The sequence below is a fragment of the Pedobacter duraquae genome (assembly GCF_004362245.1).
In the GTDB taxonomy this organism is placed as follows: domain Bacteria; phylum Bacteroidota; class Bacteroidia; order Sphingobacteriales; family Sphingobacteriaceae; genus Pedobacter; species Pedobacter duraquae.
Genome location: NZ_SNWM01000002.1, coordinates 914,042 through 938,292 on the forward strand (window position 1 = coordinate 914,042; position 24,251 = coordinate 938,292).

The 24,251-nt window shown below is 42.3% G+C and carries 17 protein-coding genes; 6 read left to right on the forward strand and 11 right to left on the reverse strand.

Annotated features, from left to right (window positions below):
• Positions 1-18: 18 nt before the first annotated feature.
• Together CLV32_RS10005 and CLV32_RS10010 are read right to left on the reverse strand one after the other, a co-directional pair.
• Positions 19-2,487 carry a glycoside hydrolase family 31 protein gene (locus CLV32_RS10005; RefSeq protein ID WP_133554967.1) on the reverse strand — a complete coding sequence of 823 codons (2,469 nt, stop codon included), beginning with the start codon at positions 2,485-2,487 and terminating at the stop codon, positions 19-21.
• A 184-nt stretch (positions 2,488-2,671) separates the two neighbouring features.
• Entirely contained in the window at positions 2,672-5,551 is a 2,880-nt protein-coding gene (locus CLV32_RS10010) for a TonB-dependent receptor (protein WP_133554969.1), read from the reverse strand.
• Positions 5,552-5,724: 173 nt separating this feature from the next.
• Between CLV32_RS10010 and CLV32_RS10015 the strand changes: the two genes are divergently transcribed.
• The 3 genes from CLV32_RS10015 to CLV32_RS10025 are packed head-to-tail and all read left to right on the forward strand — an operon-like array spanning position 5,725 to position 9,530.
• Positions 5,725-8,172, forward strand: coding sequence for a penicillin acylase family protein (locus CLV32_RS10015; protein WP_166641921.1), 2,448 nt, complete (start codon positions 5,725-5,727; stop codon positions 8,170-8,172).
• Positions 8,169-8,522, forward strand: coding sequence for a hypothetical protein (locus tag CLV32_RS10020; protein WP_243732278.1), 354 nt, complete (start codon positions 8,169-8,171; stop codon positions 8,520-8,522). The genes CLV32_RS10015 and CLV32_RS10020 overlap by 4 nt, the downstream gene beginning before the upstream one ends.
• Positions 8,523-8,549: 27 nt before the next feature.
• Positions 8,550-9,530 (forward strand): LuxE/PaaK family acyltransferase, encoded by a 981-nt coding sequence (locus CLV32_RS10025; RefSeq protein ID WP_133554971.1) that lies wholly within the window; start codon positions 8,550-8,552, stop codon positions 9,528-9,530.
• A gap of 1 nt (position 9,531) precedes the next feature.
• On the opposite strand, the gene tyrS is transcribed toward CLV32_RS10025, so the two are convergent.
• Positions 9,532-10,821 (reverse strand): tyrosine--tRNA ligase, encoded by a 1,290-nt coding sequence (gene tyrS, locus CLV32_RS10030; protein ID WP_133554973.1) that lies wholly within the window; start codon positions 10,819-10,821, stop codon positions 9,532-9,534.
• A 62-nt stretch (positions 10,822-10,883) separates the two neighbouring features.
• On the opposite strand from tyrS, the gene CLV32_RS10035 reads away from it, so the two are divergent.
• The 3 genes from CLV32_RS10035 to dapA are packed head-to-tail and all read left to right on the forward strand — an operon-like array spanning position 10,884 to position 14,497.
• Positions 10,884-11,570: a hypothetical protein gene (locus CLV32_RS10035; protein WP_133554975.1), complete on the forward strand. Its 687-nt coding sequence runs from the start codon at positions 10,884-10,886 to the stop codon at positions 11,568-11,570.
• A 23-nt stretch (positions 11,571-11,593) separates the two neighbouring features.
• Positions 11,594-13,606, forward strand: coding sequence for an NAD-dependent DNA ligase LigA (gene ligA / locus CLV32_RS10040; RefSeq protein ID WP_133554977.1), 2,013 nt, complete (start codon positions 11,594-11,596; stop codon positions 13,604-13,606).
• A gap of 9 nt (positions 13,607-13,615) precedes the next feature.
• Complete coding sequence (dapA, locus tag CLV32_RS10045) at positions 13,616-14,497, forward strand: 4-hydroxy-tetrahydrodipicolinate synthase (RefSeq protein WP_133554979.1); 882 nt, start codon at positions 13,616-13,618, stop codon at positions 14,495-14,497.
• A 61-nt stretch (positions 14,498-14,558) separates the two neighbouring features.
• Here dapA and CLV32_RS10050 read toward each other — a convergent pair whose 3' ends face one another.
• From CLV32_RS10050 to CLV32_RS10085, 8 genes are all read right to left on the reverse strand, one after another.
• A complete protein-coding gene (locus CLV32_RS10050) occupies positions 14,559-14,750 on the reverse strand; it encodes a histone H1 (RefSeq protein WP_133554981.1) in 192 nt (63 codons plus the stop codon).
• 197 nt (positions 14,751-14,947) lie between these two features.
• Entirely contained in the window at positions 14,948-16,189 is a 1,242-nt protein-coding gene (locus CLV32_RS10055; RefSeq protein ID WP_133554983.1) for an aminotransferase class I/II-fold pyridoxal phosphate-dependent enzyme, read from the reverse strand.
• A gap of 128 nt (positions 16,190-16,317) precedes the next feature.
• Positions 16,318-17,958: a cell division protein FtsZ gene (ftsZ, locus tag CLV32_RS10060; protein WP_133554985.1), complete on the reverse strand. Its 1,641-nt coding sequence runs from the start codon at positions 17,956-17,958 to the stop codon at positions 16,318-16,320.
• 129 nt (positions 17,959-18,087) lie between these two features.
• Positions 18,088-19,449 (reverse strand): cell division protein FtsA, encoded by a 1,362-nt coding sequence (ftsA, locus tag CLV32_RS10065; RefSeq protein WP_133554987.1) that lies wholly within the window; start codon positions 19,447-19,449, stop codon positions 18,088-18,090.
• Between the two features lie 27 nt (positions 19,450-19,476).
• Positions 19,477-20,619, reverse strand: coding sequence for a cell division protein FtsQ/DivIB (locus tag CLV32_RS10070; protein WP_133554989.1), 1,143 nt, complete (start codon positions 20,617-20,619; stop codon positions 19,477-19,479).
• Positions 20,612-21,967: a UDP-N-acetylmuramate--L-alanine ligase gene (murC, locus tag CLV32_RS10075; RefSeq protein WP_133554991.1), complete on the reverse strand. Its 1,356-nt coding sequence runs from the start codon at positions 21,965-21,967 to the stop codon at positions 20,612-20,614. Before murC ends, CLV32_RS10070 begins: the two co-directional genes overlap by 8 nt.
• A complete protein-coding gene (gene murG / locus CLV32_RS10080) occupies positions 21,968-23,077 on the reverse strand; it encodes an undecaprenyldiphospho-muramoylpentapeptide beta-N-acetylglucosaminyltransferase (protein WP_133554993.1) in 1,110 nt (369 codons plus the stop codon). It lies immediately after the preceding gene.
• A gap of 11 nt (positions 23,078-23,088) precedes the next feature.
• The gene (locus tag CLV32_RS10085; protein WP_133554995.1) at positions 23,089-24,249 is read right to left on the reverse strand and encodes an FtsW/RodA/SpoVE family cell cycle protein; all 1,161 of its coding nucleotides are present in this window, start codon (positions 24,247-24,249) and stop codon (positions 23,089-23,091) included.
• Between the last annotated feature and the right edge of the window lie 2 nt (positions 24,250-24,251).

Consider the following 24,251-nt stretch of genomic DNA (forward strand, 5'->3'; position numbering starts at 1 on the left):
TGGGTTTAAATTACTAGGTTAAATGGTGATTCTGATATAGTGGAAGTTTTTGTTTGACTTAAACTGCAGGCAGTTGTGCTCATCCATGCTAAAGTCAACAATATCTTTATCATCTATGGTAATTTTCTTTACTTCAAATGGAATGCCAACCACATTATATGTGTACAATTCGTAATTCGGCGTATAAAGACCTTCTACTGATTGCCTGATTGTCAACGATTCAGCATCACCTTTAACATTAAATTTCTTTTCCGAATAGATATCCTGTTCATACGCGAACGTATCGCCGTGATCTTCATATAAGAAAGAGTTCACCTCATAATCTGCATAATAAATATTCATACGTACCTCATCGATTCTCTTCTCCCCAACAAACTGCATTACAGGATATTCTGGCACAACAGAGCCAGCTCGAACAAAAATTGGCATAATATCTAATGGAGCATCCACGTGGTGTTCCTGACCACCTGTAAGCACTTCATGCGACCAGTAATTGAACCATTTTCCTTTCGGCAAATAGACCATTCTTGAAACCGCACCTGGCTCCAGAATAGGACATATCAGGATCTTATCACCAAATGTGAACTCATCCTGCCTGTAGTGGTTACTGATGTTATCCTGCTCCAGCATTACCATTGGACGCAATATAGGAAACCCATAACGATGATGCTCCCAAAACACTGAATAGATATATGGCATCAGCTTATAGCGAAGCTCAATAAACTTTCGGTTAATGCTCGTAAATGGCTCTCCAAAACTCCAAGGCTCACGCTCAGCAGTATCTCCTGCGGAGTGTGCACGCATAAATGGGGAAAATGTGCCCAGCTGAATCCATCTCGTAAATAGCTCTGGCGTTGGCTCTCCACTAAATCCACCAATATCAGTACCACAAAAAGGAACACCCGAAACTGACATCCGCTGACACTGGATATTACCCATTTTTAAATGCTCCCAACTTGCCACGTTATCACCAGTCCATACGCAACCATAACGTTGCATACCAGAGTAACCGGCACGTGTGATTGTAAAAGGTCTTTTATTACGCATCAATTTCTTTAGTCCATCATAAGTTGACCGAACCATCTGCATACCGTAGACATTGTGCGCCTTACGATGTGACCCCCTATAACCATCATAATTGTGGCGGACATCGTTAGGGAAAGTTCCGGATCCAAATACAGCTGGCTCATTCATATCGTTCCAGACACCAGCAACACCAAGATCTACCAACTCCTTATATAAACCACCCCACCATTCTCTAACGGTGGGATTGGTAAAGTCTGGAAATTGACACCGTCCTGGCCATACATGTCCTTCCATAAAATAATCATCACTCCGTCGACAGAAGAAATTCTTATCCTTACCCTCTTTAAATACCCAATAGTTATCGTCAACCTTAATCCCTGGGTCAATCATCACAACGGTTTTCATACCGATATCATTCAATTCCTTGATCATGCGTTTCGGATCGGGGAAATGCTTTTTGTTCCAGGTAAAACAACGATAGCCATCCATATAATCGATATCAAGATAAATAGCATCGCATGGTATTTGTCTGGATCTAAAACCTTCGGCTACTTCTTTGACCTTACTTTCGGGATAATAGCTCCAGCGACACTGCTGATAACCTATTGCCCATTGTGGCGGCATAGGATGTGTTCCTGTTAAGGTCTGATAACGCTTAACAACGTCCATCATATGTGGCCCGTGGATATAATAGTACTGAAGCTCTCCCCCATCAGCCCAGAAGCTGGTTTTTGTCTGATCTTCTCTTCCAAAATCAAAGTAAGATCTGAAGGTATTGTCAAAGAAAATACCATATGCCGTTGTATCATGCAACCCAACATAAAATGGAATTGTGCGATATAGCGGATCCTGCTCCCATCCAAAGGAATAGGCGTCAGTATTCCAGTTTTGGAAATGACGGCCTCTGAGGTTCATGTTGCCCGACTTATCACCCAATCCAAAAAAGTTTTCTTCTGGTAAGCACTGCTTTGTCGCGTATACATAATAACCACCAAAATCTACATTTTCCTCCCAGTGCATCGGTGAATGATCTTCATTCATCACCTGCCCTGAGATATTGTCACTAAAGGAGATCTGAAAATCCAGCTTCCTCACATTACATGTAACAGTATTGGTCGATATATGATAATGATCTTCCGTTTCGTCTATCCTGAAAGTAGTTACTTTCTGATCCACCACAGGCACTGCGTAAGAGAAATCATCAAGAAATACGCCATGCGGAGCAAGGCGTACTCTAATAATTTCATCACTCACAACTCTGACTTCTACACGGGCGTCGCCGTCAGAAAAATAGAATTTGTTCCCTTCAGCTACCACGTGCTGTACCGCTGTTAAATATTTTTTAACAATGGGTTTTAAATCGGTAACGGGGTTGTTAAGATGTTGAATCGTCTCTTCAACGATTTCCTGAATATTAGCGTTATTCTTTATTTCTTTTCCTTGTTCGTTATTTTCTTCCATGAATTGGGCAGTGTAAATCTTAGATCCCTGAATCGTGTATTTAATACACCTAAGGTGTTAATTTTTATATGAATTGTCAAGGATTACCTCATTTTAATCGGAAGTAAAAAGCATAAAAAAAGGCCGTACCGAAATCAATCTTATTGAAAAGATCAATTTTGATACAGCCTGTAGTATTCAATTTTTATGGATTAAAACTGATCGAAGTATAGTAAATAGCACCCACCGTTGGGTTTCCGAAAGAGGTGCTATAATATTTATTCAGGATGTTTGATCCGCCAACCTTAACAATCGAATTGATAGAAGGTATCTTTAGACTTACCTGGGCGTCTACAGTATTAAACGCCGGTACCTCACCCGTTCCGAAAGTAGAACTCCAGGTAAATTTATCCTGCCATCTGTACTGCGCGTTAAACCCAAAGTTCTTAACAATCTCTTTGCTTCCTAAGCCCAGGTTATATCTGATTTCAGGCGTATTGAAGGTGTTAATAAAACCAGCAGGGACATTATTGATCTTATTATAAGATACGTTTCCTGTAGCATTAAACTTCCCGAACATGTAATCTAACCCGAATGCACCGCCGTAAGTTTTCACATCATCAACAAGGTTTACCGGAACATTAAACTTCACAGCTGTTGCAGTTGGATTTTGGTAAATTTCTACAGCCCCAATAAAATTACTGTAGATGTTGTAGAATGCGTAAGTATCGATCAACAACCTTCTATCCAACAACCCTTTGTAGCCAAGCTCAAACGACTTAACACTTTCAGGTCTTACACCTCGCGGATCAAAAACGTAAGGAACAAGTAACGCCGCATTGGGTGTACCGCTTGCAACGGATCCCAGAAATGCCCTGTAGTTATCTGCAAGTACCCCAGGGTTGCTGATTAGTTTATATTTTTCCAGAAATTCCGGCAAACCACCGATCAAACGAGTCGAGCCTCCACCAACAGCAAGATCTATGTATTGATCCTGAGTAGTTGGATTTCTATAACCAGTCTGGTAAGAGGCCCTGATGTTATTGTTAGGAGCTACAGTCAAGACACCCGTAATTCTTGGGGTAAAGCGCCCTTCAAAGTTCTGACTTTTATCATACCTACCCGCAACTGTTAACTTCAACTTATCGTCAAGCATCTTTTTTCCTAATTGAGCAAAAGCACCATATTCCTCAATAGTCAATGTCCTGTTGGCATCATCGAAAATCGTTCCGTCAGAATGCAGAAAGTAATTTCTATAGGATGCACCCACCTGGAAGTCCACAACATTGCTAAACAAGTCAGAAAAGTTGTACATACCCTCATAATGGAAGAGATTTGTTTTATCTGTAAACTTAGCCCCATTCTGCGGACCGATTGGCTTTGCTGTAATCGCAATCTTGGCAGACTCAAAACCAGGAGTGCCAGGGATCAACCGACCGATATCAGCCTGAGAACGCGCATACATCTGCGATGCAGCATCGCTCTGACCGGCAGCTCTGGAACCCAAATAGTTGGCGATATATTGCGGGAACCATGTGGTCGACGGCTTCCAGGCTTCATTAATGAATGTTCCGAGAATCGTTGCGTTATAAGCCTCTCCAGAACGTTCCTGAGTAGTATATGCCCGTACAAAAAAGTCCTTTCCTTTTAATTCCAGCTTATACTGACCGATTGAGAAGTTGCGCAGTGAATACCTGTCTGTACCTGTATATACAGATGTTCCTGTCCCCCAGTTGGCTTGTGCAATCGCTTCAATTGATTTTGTGATACGGTAGTTTAAAGTCGTAGATGTCTTCAACGATTTTGTATCATAATCAACCAAATCCTTCTCGGCATATCCGGTACGTGAAACATATTGATTCGGGATCGCATTGTTTCTTAATCCAAAATAGAACGGCAGGTAATTCTGCACGGTACCTCGCAATGCCGCAGGCAAACTATTTAAAAATGCCCCTTGCTGTGCAGCAGTAGCATTAGCAGGCAAACTGGCGTCCAATACGTTTTTAATATTTAATGTATTACCTGTAGCAGCTAGAATACCTGCAACGGTTTGGTTTTGCACGCTCTGTGCCACATTAATCATATTCTGGCTGATCTCATCGCCATATACGTTTACGCCATCGTAATTAGGGTCTGTATTTCTATCTCCGGATTTCAGCTGACGTGCAGTACGGTCGAAATCCCTGGTATCATTTGCCGCCCAATCTTTTGCCTGAAGGAAAGAGAATGATGTTTTGAATCCAAAGCGCTTGTTCCACGACTTTGCCAGACGGACGTCCAGCTGATTGAATTGCTGCACCTGACTTTCATTATCATTGACGTGATTTATTCCAGTTTTAAACTGAAAACTTGCCCCTTGGTAGTCAAAGGGATTTTTCGAAGTCATCAATAAAGTCCCGTTAATACCACCGGCGCCATATAATGCTGACGCTGCTCCTGGAAGTAGCTCCACATTATCAACATCCAGCTCCGAAAGACCAACAATATTGCCTACAGAGAAATTTAATCCAGGTGCCTGGTTATCCATTCCGTCTACAAACTGATTGAATCGTGTATTGCCATTCGAGTTGAATCCTCTGGTGTTAACAGATTTAAAAGTTAAACTCTGCGCACTCATTTCAACGCCTTTAAGATTGGTAAGGGCGTCATAAAAAGAAGGTGCCGGTAAATCCTTGATATTCGATGCGCTGATTCTTTCTATCGTTACTGGCGATTCAAGGATACGCTCTGGGGTACGTGATGCGGAAATTACGACTTCCTGACCAAGAATTACTCCAGATTCCATTTCCAAACTTAGGTTAGTCGTAGTCGCTGTAAGCTGCTGCTCTACTGTAGCATAGCCAACATATGATAAAACCAGAGTCAACGGTGGCTTTTCTATACTCGTTAAAGAAAATCGTCCATTTACATCTGTTGATGCGGCAGTTGTTCTGCCTTTAACAGTTACGTTTACACCTGGAATAGGTGCTCTACTCACTTTATCGGTTACAGTACCACTGATAACTGTGCTCTGAGCGTTGGCCAGCATAGCTGAGGAACAACAAAAGACAAGCACAAAAATTACTTTAGTAAAATTCCTGATCATACAATTCGTTTAAGTTTGGTTAATTTATACCTAAATTTATAACAAATTTTGAATCTAACAAATTATCCGGCACCTCATTAATTTAATTATTCTTTGTAATTGAATTAACTTTTATGTTAAATTGCCATAGATAACCAAATAACGCATACCCTCCTAAAGCCGGCAAACACTATATGATTATAAATAAAATAAAGGCTTTCTTCTGCATTCTTGTCCCATTACTGCTGATTTATTGCCTGAACACCAAATTTGGCGATGTTCCTCCCGTGGTTAAATTTCTGAACCCGTTCAAGGGATTCTGGCAGAATGCTGAAAGCACTGCAATAACAGCCGAGTCTGCAATCAACCTTCCAGGAACAACAAAGGACGTTGACATTGTTTTTGATGACCGCATGATCCCACATATTTTTGCGCAGAACGATCATGACCTCTATTATGCGCAGGGCTACGTTACTGCCATGCACAGGCTTTGGCAAATGGACTTCCAAACCAGATATGCTGCTGGCAGACTTTCTGAAGTTGTTGGAAGAAAAGCAATCGAATTGGATCGTTATCAACGTAGAATGGGAATGGTATATGGCGCAGAGAACTCACTTAAAGGCATGTTGGCAGATCCCCGCTCAAAACAAATGATTCTTGCTTACACCGCCGGGATCAATGATTATATTCACACACTTACTGCTGGGAAGCTGCCTATGGAATATAAATTACTGGATTTTGTACCCGAAGACTGGACGCCTGTAAAATGTGCGCTACTCCTAAAACAAATGTCAGCTGTGCTTGCCATGGGCTCAGACGAATTTTATATGACTAATATCCTGAAAAAGTTTGGCCCTGAAATTACCACCAATCTTTTCCCTGATTATCCCGTTAAAGAAGATCCTATCATTCCAAAAGGCACTAAATGGAACTTTAAGCCCTTGCCAGTACCACTTCCTCCGGCAAGTTATGTGCAGATGATGACAACTGGTATAAATACAAAACAGCTGGAAGAAGGAATAGGCAGTAATAACTGGGCAGTATCTGGAGAGAAAACAGCTTCCGGCTTCCCAATTCTGGCAAACGACCCACATCTTAATCTCACATTACCATCCATCTGGTATCAGATCCAATTGCATGCACCGGGAATAAACGCATATGGCGTTTCACTACCCGGAGCTCCGGGTATTACCGTTGGCTTTAACCAGAATATAGCATGGGGTGTAACGAATGTAGCTGCAGATATTCTTGATTTCTATCAGATAAAATTCAAAGACCAAACACACAAAAACTATTGGTACAACAATCAGTGGAAAGCAACTACAACGCGGATGGAATCTATTAGCATCCGTGGCGAAAAAGCAGAAATCGACACGGTATTCTATACCCATCAGGGTCCTGTTGTTTATCTGGAGAAACCTAAAGCTAATTTCACAATGGCTGATAATGTTCCTACCGGACATGCGCTACGCTGGATTGCACATGACAGCTCTAATGAACTACTGACCTTTTATTTCCTCAATAGAGGTAAAAATTATGCAGATTATAGGAAGGCGCTAACCTACTTTACTGCTCCGGCACAGAACTTTGTCTTCGCTTCGGCCGACAATGATATCGCTATAACCCCTAATGGAAAATTCCCCCTGAAATATAAAGATCAGGGTAAATTTATCTTGGATGGTTCAGATCCTAAGGACGACTGGCAGGGCTGGATCCCTGCAGATCAGAATCCAACAGTTAAGAACCCTGAACGCCATTTTGTAAGTTCCGCAAATCAGTCCTCCACCGACCAAACCTATCCATATTATATCAATTGGGAATTTGCTCCTTACGAGCGCGGTAAGCGGATAAATGACAGATTAGCGGCCATGACCAAGATTACTGCCGACAGTATCAGGATCATGCAAAGCGATACTTACAGTATTTTTGCAGAAAACGTACTACCCACTTTATTTGCAAATATTGACGGAACAAAACTAAATGCTACCCAGAAAGAGGGTCTTAATATTATTACAAAATGGAATAAACGTTACGATGCCAAAGAGATAGCACCTGGCATCTTTGAACTTTGGACCAAGCGGCTGTTCTCTGATATTTGGGCAGATGAATTTAGTGTCGATAACGTACCGATGCGCTACCCCTCGCGCGACCGCACCGTAGAGCTCATTGTTAAAGAACCAAACTCAAAATGGTTCGACAATATTAAAACTGCTCAAAAGGAAACGCTTGCCGACTTGATTAATGAGTCCTTCAAGTTTACTTGCGATAGCCTGGAACGTAAATACGGAACTATTGGTACCGGTTGGCAATGGGCGAAAGTCAAACACACCAATGTGCCGCACCTGGCTAAAATAGCTGGTCTGGGTTCAAAGACATTACTAATGGGTGGTGGAAAAAGTACCATCAACGCATTAAGTGAGAGCAATGGTCCTTCCTGGCGGATGGTGATAGAATTGGGAAAAACACCTAAAGGTCATGGTGTATTTCCTGGTGGACAATCGGGAAATCCAGGTAGCCGCTTTTATGATGACATGATCGATACCTGGGCAGATGGCAGGCTATATGATTTATACTACATGCAGTCGCCAACCGACCCTAGTGCCAAAAAAATTGCCCACCTTAAAATTGCTAAAAAACGATGATCGTCTTCTTAATTATACTTGTTGCCTCATTTCTATTACAGATTGTACTGCCATGGTGGATTATTGTGGTCATTTCCTTTGTTACCTGCGGACTAGTTGGTAAAACCGGAAAAATAGCGCTCTGGGCGCCATTTCTCGCAATTGCATTGTTATGGACCGGTGTCGCACTATTTAAAAGTATCCCAAACCAGCACCTCCTCGCCTCAAGAGTTGCAGAAATGCTGTCCGTAAAAACCTGGTGGATGGTGCTTTTCCTAACTGCGCTACTGGGTGGATTCGTTGCCGGTGTAAGTGGATTTTGCGGCTACCAGTTCAGAAAAGCCATTCTTCACAAAAAACCCAATTCCTGATTAAGAAATTGTGTGTATTTTTGTGTCGTGAGCACTACAGCAGATATTTTCAGTATTAGCAATGAAACAGATTTTAACAATGTAGCCCTGTCTATATTCAGGCACCAGGCGTCAAATTGTGAAATCTACAAGGCCTATATAGAAAATCTCCATATTATTCCAGAACGCATCAATAAGGTAAAAGACATTCCTTTCTTGCCGATCTCTTTTTTCAAGACGCACGAAGTTTTAAGTACCGGAGCTAAACCTGAGATCGTTTTTTCCAGTTCAGGAACTACCGGTCAGGTGCAAAGTCGCCATCTCGTTACCGAGGTCGCAATCTATGAGCAAAGCTTCAATACTGCGTTTGAACTTTTTTACAGTCATCCTGAAAACACCTGCATCCTTGCACTTCTCCCCTCTTACCTAGAACGGGATGGCTCGTCCCTGATCTATATGGTAGATGCGCTTTTAAAGCAAAGTAAACATCCCGACAGTGGTTATTTTCTACATAACCACGATGACCTGTATCTGAAACTGCAGGAATTACAGAAAAAAGGAACAAAAACGATATTGATAGGCGTTACCTATGCACTCCTGGATTTCGTAGAGACTTTCCATATTGATTTCCCTGAAATGATCGTAATGGAAACAGGGGGAATGAAAGGCAAGAGAAAAGAAATGGTACGTGAAGAACTTCATGCACAGCTCAGTGCAGGGTTTGGTGTGCAAATGATCCATAGTGAATATGGAATGACAGAATTACTTTCTCAGGGTTACTCAAATGGAGTTGGTATTTTTAACTGCCCACCATGGATGAAAATTTTACTGCGCGACACGAATGACCCCTTGAGCCCGCCACAACATGGACAGTCGGGTGGCATCAATGTGATCGACCTGGCCAATATCAATTCCTGTGCGTTTATTGCGACACAGGATCTTGGTAAAGCGTACCAGGACGGATCATTTGAAGTACTGGGCAGATTTGACAACTCCGATATCCGTGGTTGCAACCTGCTCGTACAATAACCTATTCGGCGATAATCAGGAAATAATTCTTTTTACCCTTTTGAACAATGATAAACTTATCGTTCAGCAGGTTACTCTGATTGTAGATAACTGCAGCGTCTGAAGGTTTTTCTTTATTGATACTCAAGCCACCACCTTGAATAGTTTTCTTAACCTCTCCTTTTGAAGGGAAAGCACTAGTCTTCTCGGCTAGCAAAGTGGCAACATCCAGGCCTGCTTCCAAGTCAGCTTTGGAAATTATAAACTGAGCCACGCCATCGAAAATCTCCATCACCTGAGCATCATTTAGGGTAGCAAAGAATTCGAGTGAACCATTTCCAAAAAGGAAGTTCGAAGTATTAATCGCTGTCTCTAACGCTACTTCAGAATGCGTACGCACCGTAATATCCTCAGCTAATGATTTTTGGAGAATTCTTAAATGTGGTGCTTCATTATGTGCAGTTTCAAGTTCTTGGATCTCATCCTGGGTTTTCAGCGTAAAAATCCTGATCCATTTTTTGACATCATCATCAGAAGCATTCAACCAGAACTGGTAATAACGGTAAGGAGAAGTTTTCTCAGGATCAAGCCACACTGCACCACTCTCTGTTTTACCAAACTTAGTTCCATCAGCCTTTTTAATCAGCTGTGTTGTTAATGCAAAAGCGGTTCCGTTATCTTTTCTTCTGATTAGCTCGGTTCCGGTAACAATATTACCCCACTGATCTGATCCACCCATCTGTAAAGTGCACTGATGGTTTTTCCACAGATAATAAAAGTCATATCCCTGGATCAGTTGGTAACTGAATTCAGTAAATGACAACCCGGTTCCAGAACCGTCAAGACGTTTTTTAACGCTGTCTTTAGCCATCATATAATTCACAGTGATGTGTTTTCCTACATCCCTGATGAAGTCAAGAAAATTGAAGTTCTTAAACCAATCGGCATTGTTAACCATTACGGCGTCATTACCTTCAGTCCCAAAGGTCATAAATTTACTGAGCTGTGCTTTGATGCCATTTAGGTTATGTGCAAGACCCGCGTCATCCAGCAGGTTCCGCTCAGCAGATTTACCTGAAGGATCTCCAACCATGCCTGTAGCACCACCTACCAATGCATAGGGCTTATGTCCTGCGCGCTGAAAATGGATCAGGGTCATGATTTGGGTAAGGTGACCAACATGTAATGAATCAGCTGTCGGATCAAATCCGATATATCCCGAACACATCCCTTCATTCAGCTTCTCTTCAGTGTTTGGCATAATGTCGTGCAACATGCCTCTCCACCTTAACTCTTCTACAAAATTGGTCATTAGTTTATCCTTTTGCGGCAAATATAGGAAAAGCCTGGCTAAAAAATTTCTACTTTTAAGCGATGAACTTCCTATCCCACTATTATTTTGAGCGGAATAACCCGGATTACTATATGGTATTGGGCGTCGTGCTGCCCGACCTGGTTAAAAATGCACACAAGGACTGGAATCTTAATCCACAGAAGTCGCCCCAACTATTCAGTGGCTCGTCCGCGCACATGTCACTGCTCAAAGGCTGGGAAAAACACCTGGAAGCCGACCGGATTTTTCACTCTTCAGCTTTCTTTAAAATCCAGACCGCCGCGCTGAAGCAGCACATCTTACCTGTGCTGACTAGCGGACCTGTGAAGCCATTTTTTCTTGCGCATATCGGACTGGAGTTAATCCTGGATCACCTGCTTAGCATCACTACATTGGTAAATGTCGATACCTTTTACCAGCAATTGACTACTGCAAACGCAGCTGAATTGGATTCTTTCCTGACGATAGCAGGCATTCCAGACCTAGATAGATTTAAGCATTTCTTATCAGAGTTTATCAAAAGCCGGTATCTGCTGAGCTACCAGAAATCAGAAAATATTACCTATGCACTCAATAGAATCTGCATGCGTTTGTGGGCTAATCCACTAACAGATATCCAGCTACAGGAATTAACTATAGCCATCAATAGCTTTAAAGAACAGCTTGCCAGCGCTTACCTCAGCATCTTCGTTAGCATGGAATCAGAACTTTCCATGAAGACATTTTAAGCGACAATTTGTATCTTCGCTCCATGTCGATTTCGAGCACTAAAGACACAATGGATAACCTGGTTAAAGAACTTAACCAGCATACCTACAATTACTACGTTTTAGCAATGCCCACTATTGCTGATTACGAGTTCGATCAAAAACTTAAAGCCCTGGAGGCTCTGGAAAAAGCGCATCCGGAATTTGCAGACCCGGATTCACCAACCAAAAAGGTTGGCGGCGATATTACCAAGAATTTCCAGACCGTTAAGCACAAATGGCCGATGCTTTCCCTGGGCAACACCTATAATGAACAGGATCTGATCGATTTTGATGAACGTATCAGAAAAGCAATCGGCGATAATTTTGAATACGTTTGTGAACTCAAGTTTGATGGTTTGTCTATTAGTCTCACTTACGAAAATAACGTATTGGTCAGGGCTGTAACCCGTGGCGATGGAACACAGGGAGATGATGTTACTGCAAACGTAAAGACCATCAGCAATATCCCCCACCATCTTAAGCAACATAGTGCTCCTGAAGTTTTTGAAATCAGGGGTGAGATCTTTATGCACAGGAAAGCATTTGACAGACTTAATAGAGAAAAGGAAGAGCTAGGTGAAGTAACATATGCCAACCCACGTAACTTCGCATCAGGAACCGTTAAAATGCAGGATTCCAGGGAGGTGGCCAAGCGTCCTCTCGACTGCTTTCTGTATGCCTTAAATACAGATAAACTTCATTTCAGAACCCACTGGGAAAGTCTGCAGGCGATGAAATCATGGGGCTTCCACGTGAGTGAAGAAAGCAAACTGGTAGCTGGCATCAACGATGTATTTGAATTCATCAAGCATTGGGAAAACGAGCGCTTCAAAATCGGATATGATATTGATGGAATCGTAATTAAAGTGAACAGCTATGCACAACAGCAGGAACTTGGTTTCACAGCCAAGAGTCCACGCTGGGCAATATCTTATAAATATAAAGCTCAGGAAGTAGAAACAATACTAGAAAAAGTGACGTACCAGGTGGGACGAACAGGTGCGGTAACTCCCGTAGCGAATCTGAAACCTGTCCAACTCGCCGGAACCACGGTAAAAAGAGCAACACTGCACAATGCCAATGAAATAGAACGTCTGGATTTACATGAAGGAGACAGCGTGTTTGTGGAAAAAGGCGGAGAAATCATACCCAAGATCATCCAGGTGAATCTCGAAAAACGCAAGGCAGATGCATCCAGGGTGATTTATCCAACACATTGTCCGGAATGCGGCACTGCACTCATCCGAAAAGGAGTAGAAGTTGCCTTTTATTGCCCCAATGATGAAGGCTGCCCGCCACAAATTGTTGGTAAGATCCAGCATTTTATTGGAAGAAAAGCGATGGACATTGATGGATTAGGAGACGAGACTATCGAAAGCTTTTATAGAAAAGGGCTCGTGCGCCATATCAGCGATCTGTATACGCTTAAGGATAAAGCAGAAGATTTGAAAACTCTGGAACGGTTCGGAGAAAAGTCAATTGCCAACATGCTGTTGGGTATTGAAGCTTCCAAGCAAATGCCGTTTGAGAAAGTACTTTTTGGTCTGGGCATCCGCTATGTGGGCGAAACCGTAGCCAAAAAGCTAGCTTTTGCCCTGAAGACAATGGATAACCTGCGGAATGCCACTATTGAAGAACTCGTAACCATTGACGAAATTGGATTACGTATTGCAGAAAGCATCGTCGAATATTTCGCTCAGGAAGCACATAACGTTCAAATAGCGTTACTGAAAGATGCCGGATTACAATTTGAAGTCACAGAAACAGTAATTCAACTCGCAAGTGATAAATTAACTGGAAAAACATTCGTAATTTCGGGAGTTTTTGAAGGCGTAAGCAGGGAAGAACTCACTGCAACGATAGAAAGTAATGGCGGTAAAATCTTAAGTAGTATTTCCGGCAAATTAAACTATCTGCTTGCTGGCGACAACATGGGGCCGTCGAAACTGGAGAAAGCCAAAAAATTGAGTATCCCCCTGATCTCTCAGGAGGATTTATTAAATATGTTGAAATAGAATAATAGAATGAATAAATTTCACGGAACAGGTGTAGCATTGGTTACGCCCTTCACAGCAGACGGATCGGTAGATTATGATGGCCTGGCAAGGCTTATCAATCACCAGATCGACGGAAAGGTAGAATATCTGGTATCACTTGGTACCACAGGAGAATCGTCGACACTGAAGAAGGAGGAAAAGCAGAAAATCTGGGAATTCACCGCTGAAATTAACAATGGTCGTTTGCCATTAATTGCCGGCATAGGCGGTAATGATACTGCGGATGTGGCTGCAAGCATTCAAAGCTTTAAGCATGCAGGATACTCCGCGATACTGTCTGCAAGCCCAAACTATAACAAACCAACACAAGAAGGAATCTACCAACATTACAAAGCCCTGAGCGAAGCAAGCGATTTGCCAATTTTGTTATATAACGTACCTGGTAGAACAGGAAGTAACATGAGTCCGGAGACTACCTGCAGACTCGCCCATGATTTCAAAAATATCATAGGTACTAAAGAAGCATCGGGTAGCTTTGATCAGTTCAATCAGATTCAACGCGATAAACCGGAAGGTTTTATGCTGATTTCAGGCGATGATCCTGTAGCAGTTCCTATGATCTCCATTGGCGCAGTAGGTGTGATTTCAGTAGTTGGAAATGCTTTGCCTTTACAATTATCAAATCTGGTGCGCTTAGCCCTTGCGGGCGACTATACGACTGCATTGCCTTTACATCTGCAGTTAATTGAATTTACAAGATTGATTTTTGCAGAAGGTAATCCTGCCGGAGTCAAAGCAGCATTAAAACACCTTGGGGTATGTGGCGATCGCGTTCGATTACCACTGGTTAACGTATCTCCGCAACTGGAAGCGTTAATCGTTGAACAAGTCAACAAGATCACCGCATAACAACATCCATAAAAAAAAGGAACCAAATTGGTTCCTTTTTTTTATGGATCGCTTGAGCAGCTTATTTTGACACGCTGTTTTTGGCAGCCTGCACTTCTAAACGGATCGACTGTGCAAGGTTTTTAACTTCCTGCAAACCTTTTCTAACACGTGTTCCTGCTGCGCTGTTCGCTTTGTTATAAAACTTATCAGCATCTGCCTCAAGACCATTGATCAGGTCTTTCAGCTCATTAAATTTTTCAATTTTAGCCATTGTCTGGGGGTTCTTATTGGTTTAGGTTCAATACTTTACAACTAAAGTAAGTGCTTTCACTTACTAAAAAAAGACTTAAGGAAATAAAACGGTTTCAACTGCGTATTATTTTTTCAACAATTAATAAGATTATCCACAACAGGTCAACAAAAAAGCCCCACTGTGTAACAGAGGGGCTTTCTAAACAATGATTTACCTTACGACATCGAAAATTTATTATCCTTATAGTAACCGCTTTTCAATTTATCCGAAACCTCACTAAAAGCATCAAGTGTTCTCTGCACATCTTCCATCGTGTGTACCGCTGTTGGGATCAATCTAAGTTCAATCAGTCCTTTAGGAATAACTGGGAATACCACGATAGAACAGAAAATACCATAATTTTCTCTCAAGTCCATGGTCAGTGCCGTAGCATCCAATAGCTCTCCTTTCAAGAATACTGGAGTAACCATTGTGTTTGTAATGCCCAGATCAAAGCCACGCTCACGAAGTCCTTTCTGTAATGTCATGGCCACTTTCCATAACTGCGTACGCAATTCAGGATTGTTTTTAAGCAACTCTAAACGCTTCAATAACCCAACAACCATAGGCATCGGCAAAGCCTTTGCAAAGGTCTGAGAACGCATGTTATACCTAAAGAAGTTGGTAATATCTTCGGTCGACGCAACGAAAGCACCAATACCGGCCATTGATTTGGCAAATGTACCGAAGTAAATATCTACGCCCTCAATACAATCCTGCTCTTCGTGCGTTCCTGCACCTGTTGGACCCATCGTACCAAAGCCATGTGCATCGTCTATCAATAACCTGAAATTAAACTCCTTTTTCAGGTCAACAAGCTCTTTTAACTTACCTTGTGCACCCGACATTCCGAATACGCCTTCAGTGATCAACAAAATACCACCTCCCGTTTGTGCCACAAGCTTAGTTGCACGCTCTAATTGCTTACGCGCACTATCAATATCGTTATGTTGGTAAACAAAACGTTTACCCATATGTAATCTTAACCCATCAATAATACAGGCGTGTGATTCTGCATCATATACAATCACATCGTTCCTGTCAACAAGCGCATCAATAATAGATACCATTCCCTGGTAACCATAGTTCAAAAGGAAAGCATCTGGTTTACCTACAAACGCAGCAAGCTCCTGCTCCAGTTGTTCATGGTATTTCGAATTTCCAGACATCATCCTGGCCCCCATTGGATAGGCCATACCAAATTCAGCAGCACCTTTTGCATCTGCCTCACGTACCTCAGGATGATTTGCCAGCCCCAGGTAATTGTTCAAACTCCAAACTAAATGTTCTTTTCCACGGAAAATCATATGGGGAGCAATTTCACCTTCCAGCTTAGGGAAAGAAAAATACCCGTGAGACCATTTGTGGTGTTGGCCCAAAGGCCCCATATGCTTTGCTATCTTTTCAAAAATATCCAATGTAATCTGTATTTACGGTGACTTAAATTTTTTGCGAATTTACGGTTAATATTTAACAACGCCATTTTTATGCCAAAAAAGCCTTAGTGATTGTCGTCACTAAGGCTTTAAAAGTATATTAGAATGTGTTAGTCCACATTATCATGCAGGAAAGAGTTGTTAGGTCTGATCTCTGTTGAGCCATCCTCATCATTACTTAGCGTGAATCTCGAAACCTGTGATTCTGATGAATGCTGAACCTGTTGCAATTGCATTTGCTTACGCTTATAGGCTGGTTCATTCTCCAGTTCCTGTAGGCCATTAGTGGTGCGCAATTTCATGCTCAGGTCTTTCAGTCTCAAAATCCTTTCTTTGGATTTCTTTAACTGATCTTCAATAGACTCATCGTTTTTATCATCATCAGCACCTACTTCCTCTACCTGCTCTTCCTGATGGGCATCAGCAAAATTAGCAGCGAAATCTGCAACTGGTGTTTCAAAGGTGAAATCTGTCTCGGAAACCTTTACTTCAAATTCAAATGAAGATTCAATAGGTTGCTGAACATCATTGAACGTGGTGTGTTCTTCTTCTACAAGTGTATGCTTGATGAAGTTATTTTCAGAATCTTCGGTTTTCTTTTTGTTGTTGTTAAACAAATCACCGAAAAGATCAGACTGTTTAATATCAGACTTCAATACCGGTTCATTAGAATAAACCTCGGCTTTAGGCTCGATGAAAGAATTCACCTGTTCTACTGGTCTCACCAAAGGAGCTTCCTCAGGTGTTAGCAAAGAGATTTTCTTTACATTCTTTTGTTCCTGTGCACGTTGCTCAGTAGTTTGGAAACCCGTAGCAATAATTGTTACAGACAAGTTATCTTCAAGGCTGTCATCGCTGCAATTTCCCCAGATCAGATCAGCAGAAAGACCAGCTTTGTCCTGAATATAATCAGTAATGATTGCAACCTCATCCATTGTCACTTCACGAACGCCAGAACTGATGTTCAACAGAATATATCTTGCACCTTCAATCTCGTTGTCTTTTAACAATGGAGAAGCTAAAGCCCCTTCTACCGCGGTAAGCGCACGGTTTTCACCGCTTGCAGAATAACTACCCATGATTGAAACACCACTGTCTTTCATCACGGTACGCACATCTTTAAAATCCACGTTGATATAACCCGGAACAGTAATAATCTCCGCAATGCCTTTAGCGGCAGTTGTCAAAATATCATCAGCCTGTGCAAAAGCAGAACCTAATGTTAAGTTTCCGAAAATATCCCTTAAACGGTCATTTGAAATCACCAGGTAAGAGTCTACATATTTCTTTAATTCATCAAGACCATCTTCAGCCTGCATCTTACGACGCTTACCTTCAAAAGAGAAGGGCGTAGTGATGATCGCTACAGTAAGGATATCAAGTTCCTTCGCTGCCTGAGCAATGATCGGACTTGCTCCTGTTCCTGTACCACCACCCATTCCTGCCGTAATGAACAGCATTTTTGTGGTGCTGCCCAGCATGGTTTTGATATCATCAATATTTTCTATAGCCGAATTTTTTCCTACCTCAGGGATAGATCCCGCACCCATTCCTTCAGTAAGACTTGCACCCAACTGTACCTTATTCGGAATAGGACTTGACTCTAATGCTTGCGCATCCGTATTACAGATAATGAAGTCCACACCTGTAATTCCCTGACGGTACATATGGTTCACCGCATTACCACCACCGCCACCAACACCAATAACCTTGATGATTGATGACTTATCTTTTAACATTTCGAATTGCATATCTTTATGAATCAGTTATTTAAAAATAGGTTTTACCTGTTCATCTCTCCTTGTAATATTAACACTTTTTCAACAGGAGTTTTCCACAACTGTTCAAAATGTGGAAAAGTCACGTTTTGTGGATAATTATTACGGTTTGATATAATCTTCATCGCTAACGTTCATATCATCTCTGATAAAATCCTTGGTTTTTGCCAATAGTTTATCGAATAATCCGCTACCGCTGCGCTTAACTTTTTCTTTTGGAGCTGTTGGTTTTTCAACATACACCCCAGGCTGCTTCATCTCTTCAACCAGCTCTTCAGCCTTCTGAATTCCTTTGATCAACAAACCAACACTGGTTGCGTACATTGGACTTTTCAGGTCATCGTAAATAGTTTTGGGCATATCCTCATATTTCGATAGATGCTCGTTCGGATAACCTACGCGACAATCCAAACCAGTCACATATTCCACCAACTGTGCCAAATGCTTCAATAAAGCGCCACCACCAGTAATTACCACACCACCGATCAGTTTTTTCTCGTATCCCGATGATTTGATCTCATAATACACATGCTCGATGATTTCTTCCATGCGGGCCTGAATTACATAGGCCAGGTTTTTAACAGAAATTTCTTTCGGCTCTCTACCTCTTAATCCCGGAACACAGATGATCTCATTTTCTTTGTTTTCTTCAGCCAATGCAGAACCAAATCTGGTTTTCAACAACTCAGCCTGATTTCTCATTACCGAGCAACCTTCTCTGATATCTTCAGTTACACTATTGCCACCAAAAGGAATAACTGCCGTATGACGGATGATACCTTCGTGGAAAATAGCGATATCCGTTGTACCACCACCGATATCTACCAGTGCGATACCCGCTTCTTTTTCTTCATCGCTCAACACCGATTCAGAAGAAGCCAACGGCTCTAAAATTAATTCCTGAGTTTGTAAGCCGGCATTGCTTACACACCTCATGATGTTTTTTACAGCAGTAACCTGTCCAGAGATAATATGGAAGTTGGCCTCAAGGCGCACTCCTGCCATACCGATCGGATCTTTGATTCCCGGCTCGTTATCAATGGTAAACTCCTGCGGCAAAACATGGATGATTTCTTCTCCCGGGGGCATAACAAGTTTGAACATATCATCAATTAATTTGTCGATGTCTTTCTTCGCGATCTCATTGTTGAGCTCCCTGCGTGTAAGAATTCCACGGTGCTGCAGACTTTTGATATGCTGCCCGGCGATCCCTACATTCACTACACGTATCTCTACGTTAGACTGCCCACTGGCAACCTCTACAGCCTGGGCAATGCCCTGAACTGTTTTCTGTATATTGGACACCACACCTCTTGTTACGCCAGCCGACTCCGCCTTGCCAATGCCGAGTACTTCAATTTTATCGTGCTGTGTTCTGCGACCAACGATCACACATATTTTTGTGGTTCCTATGTCTAATCCTACTACGATTGGTGATTGAACGATAGATTTTTCTTTGCCCATAACTGTACTAATTTGTTGAGTTTATTATTATTTGTTCTTCTTGGTATCTGTCTTAACTTTTTCTTTTGCCTTTGCTGCCGTTGTTAAGGGCGCAGCGACTTTCTTTTGTGGCACAACAACCGGTTTAGCGGTTACTGGCTTTACTACTGGTTTTACAGGAGCTTGCTCAGCCTTTACTTTTGCCGGCTCAGGTTTCTTTTCTACCTTTTTCACCTCGGGCTTTACCGCAACCGCCTTAGGTTTCGCTACCACAACCTTGGGTTTTTCTGCTACCTCAGTTTTGATCTCCTTTGCAATCTCATCTTTTACGATAGAATCGATTACATTGATTTTGGCTGGCACTACTGGTTTAGCCAATGGCGCCTTACCCGCTTCTGCCCTATTTGCCGAGTCTAGCTCATTCTTAACGCAAACCACCTGATTTGTGTATTTAATGTTAATGGTTTTATATTTCTCCCAGCCTACTTTGGGCATCGCCTGTTTATAAAATGCCATCAGGTTACTCATCTTCACTTCCAGTGAATCCGCGTTACCGAGGATGATCCGTTGGTTACCTACTCTTGGTATCAACTCTATGTCTTTTTGCTCGTTCACAAAAATCTGCTCGATCTGCGCATCCCAAAGACTATCTTTTTTGATAAACTCCGCAGTCTTATAGAGATCTACCGCCAATTGCGTATGTAACGTATCGATCTTGCCACTGAAATTTTCCATGATATTACCATTCGCTACCAGCACATTGGCGGTAAAGTTTGGTGACACTGGCATTTTTAACCCTTTTCTGTCAATATAAAAATCCTGATTGCCAGCATTAATCACCCTCAATAAGGGTTGACGCTGATTAATCTCGATGTGGATCACCCCATCCATATCCGCATATACCTTTGCAAATCCGATGTAAGGATTCGACTTTAATTTATCTTCGATATCATCCAGATTAATTTGTTCTAACTTACGCCCGATCAAAACACCCTGGTTTTGTTTCAATATCGCATCAATCTCTTCCCTTTCAATGAAGTTATCAGCTCCAGGAATCAAAATCTTGACATTAGTGCATTTTACTGCAGCCTTTTTCACACTTACGAAGCTCATCAATACCACCACACCGCTCAGGCAAACTACCCAGGCAAATGTTTTGAATATCAATGTCCAGTTGATCCGTTTAAGCATGACTCAATACATTTTTAAGTGGTTGAACCAACGTATCAATATCACCCGCACCTACGGTCAACAGTAACTCAGGCTGTTTGGCTTTAATTAAATCCACGACCTGCCCTTTTGCACATACTATTTTACTATCCAGTGTAATCTGATCCAGCAAAAACGCAGAATCAATCCCTGGAATTGGCAACTCCCTGGCCGGGTATATCTCCAACAAAAGCAAATCGTCTACAGTACTCAATACCTGAGCAAAATCTGCCGCAAAGTCTTTAGTGCGACTAAACAAATGCGGCTGGAAAACTACAGTCAGCTTACGCTCAGGATATAATTCCCTTACAGCAGCAAAACAAGCTCGCAATTCTTCAGGATGATGCGCATAGTCATCAATATATACATGATCCTTTGTATTAACCTGAATCTCAAATCTCCTTTTCACACCCTTGAAACTAGCCAAGGCAGACCTGATGGCTTCCGGTTCAATCCCCAGTTTCAACGCTATGCCAATTGCGGCAACAGCATTCTCAATATTGTGCCTTCCGGGAAGCATCAGCCTGATCCCTTCGATAGTTACTTCTTCACTGACATAATCAAACTCAAAACACCCATCTACAATACGGATGTTCAATCCTTTAATATCTGCCCATGGATCCAAACTGTAATTTACACCTTCACTAATCGGTAATCCAGATCTCAAAAACAAGGTACCACCCGGTTTGAGTTGACCAGCAAACAGTCTGAAAGACTCCTGCAGCTGCATACTATCACCGTAAATATCCAAATGATCGGCATCCATAGATGTGATGACCGCCAGATCAGGATGTAAAGTCAGAAAAGAACGGTCATATTCATCCGCTTCCACAACAACCACAGGCTTATCGCTCAACAAAAAGTTTGATCCATAATTGGTAGCAATCCCGCCTAAAAATGCAGTGCATCCGTAACCAGTGTCTGTGAGGATATGCGCGATGATGGATGACGTTGTAGTCTTACCATGTGTTCCCGCAACAGCAATACAAAACTGCCCTTTACTGATGATACCCAATACCTCAGAGCGCTTCTTTAAAGCGAAACCGTTCTGTTGAAAATAATTTAAAATCGTACTGTTTTTTGGGATAGCAGGTGTGTACACTACCAACGTATCCGGATTTTTATCCAGAAAACAAACAGGCAGCGTTGCATCATCATCCATATAGGAAATCAGAATACCCTCCCGCTCCAAAGCAATAGTCAGGTCAGTACGCGTCTTGTCATAACCGCAAACCACAGCACCACGTTTGGCAAAGTAACGGGCAAGCGCACTCATGCCGATCCCGCCGATCCCTACAAAATATATCCTGTTGATTGCTGCAAGTTCCATTTATACTGTCCTCCCTGCTAATTTTAACACTTCCATTGCGATGATATCATCAGCCTCCGGCAAAGCCATCTTACCAATATTCTCTGCCAGCATCGCCGACCGGGTTTCGTCTTTTAATAAAGCCAAAGCCTCGGGCACCAGCGTATCAATAGCCGAACGGTCATTGATCAGCATTGCCGCATTGTTTTTAACCAAGGCCAGTGCATTTTTCGTCTGATGATCTTCAGCCACATTGGGCGAAGGCACCAGAATTACTGGCTTTTTAATCAGACATAATTCGGCAATCGTGCCGGCTCCAGCTCTTGAAATGATCACATCAGCAGCAGCATAGGCCAGATCCATGCGGTTCAAAAACTCCAGAATCCGCACATTGGGATGAAAATTCAGCCCAAGGCGATCAATGATATCCTGATAGTAGAACTTACCCGTTTGCCATACCACCTGCACATCCTGATCCAGAACTTCCTGCAGATGCTTTTCAATACTTTTATTTAGTGTGCCTGCACCCAGACTTCCCCCGGTTACCAGGATTGTTTTCTTAAGTGGATCGAGCTTTAATAATTCAGAACCTGCAAAATGCTTGTTCAATACATCAACCACTTCCTTACGTACAGGATTTCCTGTTTTCAGGATCTTTTCTGCGGGGAAGAAGGCATCCATACCGTCAAATGCCACACAAACTTTGGCAGCATTTTTTCCCAAACGTTTGTTGGTAATACCCGCATACGAATTCTGTTCCTGAATGAGGTAAGGTACATTTTTCCAGGATGCCGCAAACAGGATCGGGCCGGAAGCATAACCGCCTACCCCAACAACCACATCAGGTTTAAAGGATGAAATTAAGCCCAATGCTTTACGCATGCTATCTACCAGTTTAAAAGGCAGACTCAGGTTTTTAGTGATCGAACCACGCTGAATTCCACTGATGTTTAAACCCACTATTTTATAACCCGCTGCCGGAACTTTTTCCATTTCCATACGGCCTGTGGCGCCCACAAACAAGATCTCACAAGTAGGCTCCATGCGCTTCAGCGCATTGGCAATAGCAATCGCCGGGAAGATATGTCCTCCGGTACCGCCGCCTGAAATGATAATTCTTGTTGGTCTCATAGTTATTTTATTTATGCCATTGCCGGGATTTCTCCCACAACAACTTTCTTATTGTTTTCTTCTACATCCCTGCTTACGCTTAGGATAATACCAAAAGCGATACTGGTAAAAATCATTGATGTACCACCCATACTTACCAACGGTAAGGGAACCCCTGTTACTGGGCCAAGTCCTACAGCAACGGCCATATTTGCAAAAGCCTGAATGGTAAGGCTAAAACTCAGTCCGGCAGCCAGCAGGGCACCAAAGGCCTTCGGACTTTGGGTTACAATCCGCACACATCGATAAAGCAGCGCGAGGTATAAAATGATAATTACAATCGCCCCTATCAAACCGTATTCTTCTACGATAATGGCAAAAATAAAATCCGAGTACGGATGCGGCAGGAAATTCCGTTGTGTACTGTTTCCAGGACCCTTTCCAAACACACCTCCATTTGCCAGCGCAATCTTTGCCTGATCCGCCTGGTAAGTCTTATCAGAATGCTGCAATTCAGGATGCATAAATGAATTGATCCGTGACCTGTAGGTTTCCCTTCTTGGCCCCAAAAACACAACAAACATCAATAAAACCATCCCCCCGGCACAAACCATAGCAATCTGCTTGATGCTGATCCTTCCGATAATAAGTAGTAAAATGCTTACTCCAAATAACATGAGCGCTGTTGATAAATTGGCTAGTGCAATCAATATAAACACTGCACAAACCGAGCCCATAATTGGTATAAAAGCTTTTTTAACATCTTTAATATTTTCCTGCTTTTTAGTAAGCATCCGGGCCAGGAAAGTTATCAGTGCAAGCTTAGCCAAATCGGATGTCTGAAAGGTCAATCCGATAATCGGAATCTTCACCCAACGGGAGGCATCGTTCAAGCTTGTACCAAACACCAACGTGTAAAGCAGTAGCGGAATAGTAACGATCATCAGCACCTTGGAGATACCGGCATAGTATTTATAATCAAGTAAATGGGCGATATAAATCATTCCTATACCCATCAGTACAAATATCAAGTGCTTGGTTAATAAGATTTTTTCCACCGTCTTCCCCTGTTTATACGCAAGTGTACCAGTAGCGCTGTAAACAGCGAGAATTGAGATCAGCGAAAGCAGGATGATAATCAGCCAGATCCAGCGGTCTCCTTTGGTTTTTTCTAATAGCGCACTTGCAAACATAA

Bases quoted from the DNA above. Each gene is read 5' to 3' on its own strand.
- CLV32_RS10005 (WP_133554967.1), bottom strand. From the start codon at position 2,487: ATGGAAGAAAATAACGAACAAGGAAAAGAAATAAAGAATAACGCTAAT.
- CLV32_RS10010 (WP_133554969.1), bottom strand. From the start codon at position 5,551: ATGATCAGGAATTTTACTAAAGTAATTTTTGTGCTTGTCTTTTGTTGT.
- CLV32_RS10015 (WP_166641921.1), top strand. From the start codon at position 5,725: ATGATTATAAATAAAATAAAGGCTTTCTTCTGCATTCTTGTCCCATTA.
- CLV32_RS10020 (WP_243732278.1), top strand. From the start codon at position 8,169: ATGATCGTCTTCTTAATTATACTTGTTGCCTCATTTCTATTACAGATT.
- tyrS (WP_133554973.1), bottom strand. From the start codon at position 10,821: ATGACCAATTTTGTAGAAGAGTTAAGGTGGAGAGGCATGTTGCACGAC.
- CLV32_RS10035 (WP_133554975.1), top strand. From the start codon at position 10,884: ATGAACTTCCTATCCCACTATTATTTTGAGCGGAATAACCCGGATTAC.
- ligA (WP_133554977.1), top strand. From the start codon at position 11,594: ATGTCGATTTCGAGCACTAAAGACACAATGGATAACCTGGTTAAAGAA.
- dapA (WP_133554979.1), top strand. From the start codon at position 13,616: ATGAATAAATTTCACGGAACAGGTGTAGCATTGGTTACGCCCTTCACA.
- CLV32_RS10050 (WP_133554981.1), bottom strand. From the start codon at position 14,750: ATGGCTAAAATTGAAAAATTTAATGAGCTGAAAGACCTGATCAATGGT.
- ftsZ (WP_133554985.1), bottom strand. From the start codon at position 17,958: ATGCAATTCGAAATGTTAAAAGATAAGTCATCAATCATCAAGGTTATT.
- ftsA (WP_133554987.1), bottom strand. From the start codon at position 19,449: ATGGGCAAAGAAAAATCTATCGTTCAATCACCAATCGTAGTAGGATTA.
- CLV32_RS10070 (WP_133554989.1), bottom strand. From the start codon at position 20,619: ATGCTTAAACGGATCAACTGGACATTGATATTCAAAACATTTGCCTGG.
- murC (WP_133554991.1), bottom strand. From the start codon at position 21,967: ATGGAACTTGCAGCAATCAACAGGATATATTTTGTAGGGATCGGCGGG.
- murG (WP_133554993.1), bottom strand. From the start codon at position 23,077: ATGAGACCAACAAGAATTATCATTTCAGGCGGCGGTACCGGAGGACAT.
- CLV32_RS10085 (WP_133554995.1), bottom strand. From the start codon at position 24,249: ATGTTTGCAAGTGCGCTATTAGAAAAAACCAAAGGAGACCGCTGGATC.